General features: G+C 66.6%; 3 protein-coding genes and 1 pseudogene. 3 read left to right on the top strand and 1 reads right to left on the bottom strand.

Annotated elements, in window-relative coordinates:
• A partial coding sequence (locus AC1DP0_RS19215; RefSeq protein WP_478087605.1) for an integrase core domain-containing protein occupies window positions 1-194 on the top strand: 194 nt, incomplete at its 5' end.
• A 71-nt stretch (window positions 195-265) separates the two neighbouring features.
• On the opposite strand, the gene AC1DP0_RS19210 is transcribed toward AC1DP0_RS19215, so the two are convergent.
• A complete protein-coding gene (locus AC1DP0_RS19210) occupies window positions 266-1,846 on the bottom strand; it encodes a serine hydrolase domain-containing protein (protein WP_478087603.1) in 1,581 nt (526 codons plus the stop codon).
• 231 nt (window positions 1,847-2,077) lie between these two features.
• Between AC1DP0_RS19210 and AC1DP0_RS19205 the strand changes: the two genes are divergently transcribed.
• On the top strand, window positions 2,078-3,643 hold the full coding sequence (locus AC1DP0_RS19205; RefSeq protein WP_478087601.1) for an ABC transporter substrate-binding protein: 1,566 nt from the start codon (window positions 2,078-2,080) through the stop codon (window positions 3,641-3,643).
• A gap of 73 nt (window positions 3,644-3,716) precedes the next feature.
• Window positions 3,717-3,962: pseudogene (locus tag AC1DP0_RS19200) on the top strand (glutathione ABC transporter permease GsiC); the annotation flags it as partial.

Here is a 3,962-nt window from a genome sequence, read left to right as displayed (position 1 = left end):
GCCCGTGGCAGAACGGCAAGGTGGAACGGTTCAACCGAACCCTGGCCACCGAGTGGGCCTACCGGCAAGTCTTCACCAGCAACGCCGAGCGATCCGCAGCCCTTGCCCCCTGGCTCCAGGAGTACAACACTCGACGACGCCACACCGCGCTCAAGGGACTCCCACCCGTCAGCCGTCTGTCACCAACGTCATGACCGAGTACAGCTAGTCGGCAGGGGAGCAGCCAGCGCTCGCCCGTGCCCGGTTGCGCCTCTTCCGAGAGTCCTCACGTCGTGGGCAGCAGCACTCGCACGTTGGGCAGCGAGTTGAGGGACGGGCGGCCGAGGCCGGCGCGGCGGGCAGAAATGTCGTCCGGGCGCGCGCTGCGGGGACGGTCGTACGGCACGGCCCTCACCTCGAACTCCTGGATGCGGGCCGGCTGGACGGCCGTGAGGTGCACCATGCAGACGAGCTCGCCACGCTCCCCGGGAATGGTCCAGGTCACGTCGGCGGGCGTCGCGGCCGACGTGACGTCGGCCATGGGCCGCTGAGCGGCGAGCGGTCCGACCTGCTCCACCATCTCCTCGATCGCCCGGCGGCGCTCGGCCAAGGGCCGGTCGAAGTCGATGTTCTTGGCGAAGATCTGCGCAGCCAGTCCGTCATCCCACTGACGCACGAGCGACTCAGCGCTCGCCCGCAGCTCGACCGTCTCGGGCCACAGGGTGATGGTCCTCGCGGCGGTGTCGTGCCGGTCCAACAGCAAGTAGAGCGCGTCTCGGGTCAAGGCGACGGGATTGCCCCGGTGACTGTTCGTCAGAGTGACGAGGGCGTGCCCTGAGTCACGGTGCCAGCACATATAGAGCGTGAACCCGGGCAGTCCACCGGCGTGGGAGACCACAGTGCCCCGGTGCAGATCCTGCAGCACCATGAGGCCCAGGGCGTAGCCGGAGACCATCATCCGCGTCGTGCCGTCTGGTTGGGCGGTCATCGAGGGCAGGTCGAGCGCGTGAAGGCGCTGCAGCTCACGGCGAGACGCCCGGCTGAGAACCTCAGGAGCACCGTCCGCATGCTCCGTCCCGTTGGGACTGCGGAATGCGGCTCCGAGCCACGTCACCCAGCGTGCAAGGTCGCGCACCGAGCTCTGGAGGCCACCCGCCGCGGCGAACGCGCCAGACGCGACCGGCGGGAAGGGCACCCACGCACCGGCTGAGTCCAGCGAGTACCCGATACCGCGGGCGAACGTGCCTGCTTCGGGAGCGGCGTTGTCGAACCACGTCGACGTGAGCCCCAGCGGCACGAGCACCTCGTCGCGGACGAACTCCTCGATCGGCCGCCCGGCGGCACGACCCACCGCCAGGCCCGCCAAGGTGAATCCGAGGTTGGAGTACTCGTACACCGAACCGGGGGCGTTGCTGTACCGAAGCCCTTTCGACACCTGCACGAGGAGCTCGTCGATGGGAGCGTCGATGAACGGGTCGACCCATGAGTTGTCCTCGGTGAGACCACCGCTCATGCTGAACAGCATCCGCAGGGTGGGCGGTTCGTACGGATCGTCAGGGGTGCCGCCACCAGGGAACTCAGGGAAGAAGTCGCTGATGGGCGCATCGAGGTCGAGGATGCCTTGGTCGCGTGCGACCAGGGCTGCACAGGCCACGAAGCTCTTCGTCATGGAGGCAATCGGAAAGACGGTGTCCGCGTCCGGCACCAGGCCGTCGTCGTCGACCACGCCGAACCCGCGTGAGTGCAGGAGCCCTTCAGGGCCGACGAGGCCGTAGACCAGGCCCTTGGACTGCCCGGCCGCCGGGTAGCTGGCGAAGAGCGCATCGAGCTCCTGCTCCACGGGTACCAACTGGTGTTCACTCGACATGGCGCCTCGCGTTTCGTGTCGTTCCGTCGCCGTCACCGGGCGGTCGCAGCCCTGATCACGGTAGGGGCGCCCGTTGGCACCTGGAACTGTCCGCTTGAACTATTTACCGGTCACGGAATTGTCGGTGTAGACAATTTCCGTGTTGAAGCCCAGTCCTAGGGTGCATTCAGACCCCGGCGGCTGGTCCGAGGGACGGTTGGGGACCGGGGTCGCAGAGAGATAGGAACCCCTGTGCGGCCTTCCCGTAAAGCCCTGTGCATTCCCGCGATCGGTGGCCTGCTCGCGCTGGCTGCCTGCTCCTCCGCAGCCGGCGGCAGCGGCGATCCCGCTGGCACCGGCGGTCCCGAGGCCCCGGCCGGCGGCGACCTCGTGATGGCGCGGGCCGACGAGCCGAGCAGCCTCATCCCGTCCGTGCCGACCGACAACGCCTCGATCTGGACCATGGAGGAGATCTACGACACCCTCCTCGTGCCGTCCGCGGATGGCTTGAAGCTCGAGCCCTCGCTCGCCACGAAGTGGGTGCAGTCGGCGGACAAGCTGAGTTGGACCTTCACCTTGCGGGACGGGGCCACCTTCAGCAACGGTCAGCCCGTCACCTCCGCCGACGTCAAGTTCTCGATCGACCAGAACCGCAAGCAGGATGCGCCGTTCTACTTCCTCGACGCCGTCATCAGTGACATCAAGACGCCCGACGCCAAGACCATCGTCTTCAGCACCAAGGTGCCCTGGTCGCCCCTGCCGTCGACCATGGCTCTGTTTGCCAACTCCATTGTTCCGAACAACTACGGCGGCAAGTCCGCCGAGCAGTTCGGGGCCGCGCCCATCGGTTCCGGTCCTTTCGTCTTCGACCACTGGACGAAGGGCAGCGAGCTCAAGCTGGTGAAGAACCCCAAGTACTGGGACTCGGGAAAGCCCAAGCTCGACTCGGTGACCTTCACGGTGGTCGCCGACAGCAACACCCGCTCGACGCAGCTCGCTGGCGGCCAGAGCCAGATCAACGAGTACCCGCCGTACTCGACGATCAAGGGTCTGCAGGCACAGCCGTCGGTGAAGGTCGACCCGTTCCCCTCCAGCGAGGTGGACTACTTCGGCATGAACACCAGCAAAAAGCCCCTGGACGACGTCAATGTCCGTCGGGCGATCGCGCAGGCCATCGACAAGGAGGCGATTCGGTCTGCCGTGCTGTTCGGAAACGGCCAGATCGCCACGACGTTCCTCTCACCTGCGACGTGGGGACACTCCACAGCCGCAGGACCGACCTTCGACGTCGCCGCTGCCAAGGCCACCCTGGCGAAGTCGGCCTACCCCAACGGCTTCAAGACGACGCTCGTGACCGCCGCGGGCAACCAGAACAGCAACAGCACTGCCCAGCTCATCCAGGCCAATCTGGCCAAGATCGGCATCCAGGTGACGCTGCAGACACTGGACCCCTCCGCCCTGCGCGACGCGAAGAAGGCGGGCAACTACGACATGACCCTGGGTCTTTACACCACCGACGTCAGCGATCCCGACGAGATCGCGCGCTTTGCCGGCACGAACGCAGGCGGGTCGAATTTGCTCTACACGTCCTTCAAGAGCGACGAGCTCACCAAACTGGCGGACGCAGCCAGCTCGGACGAGAACCAAGCCTCTCGGAAGAAGTCGTACGACAGGATGCAGGAGATCATCCTCGACCAGGCCCCGTACGTGCCGCTCTACTACGCCCCCTCCGTCTACTCGTACTCCAAGAAGCTGCAGGGCTTCCACCCCGGCGCGACCGGCAACTACTTCCTCAAGAACGTGTCGCTCCAGCCGTGACGAAGGATTGCGTCCCCAGTGCCGGACAAGCCCGCTCACCCGTGGTGGATGGGCGACTCGGGGAGAGAAACACATGACACGCTGGCTGACCCGCCGCCTCCTGCTGGCAGTCCCGGTGGTGTTGGGCGTCATCACCATCTCGTTCGTGCTGATGCGCCTGTCGCCGGGCGACCCGGCCCGAGCAGCGCTGGGCGACAAGGCGAACCAGGCGGCGGTCGACTCACTGCGCCACCAGTGGGGCCTGGACCAGAGCCTGTGGTCGCAGTACGTCAGCTACCTGGGCGGCGCCGTCAGGGGTGACCTCGGCCGATCTCTGTAC

Source organism: Terrabacter sp. P5_B1 (genome assembly GCF_056400505.1).
This window is presented reverse-complemented; position numbering and strand designations above follow the sequence as displayed.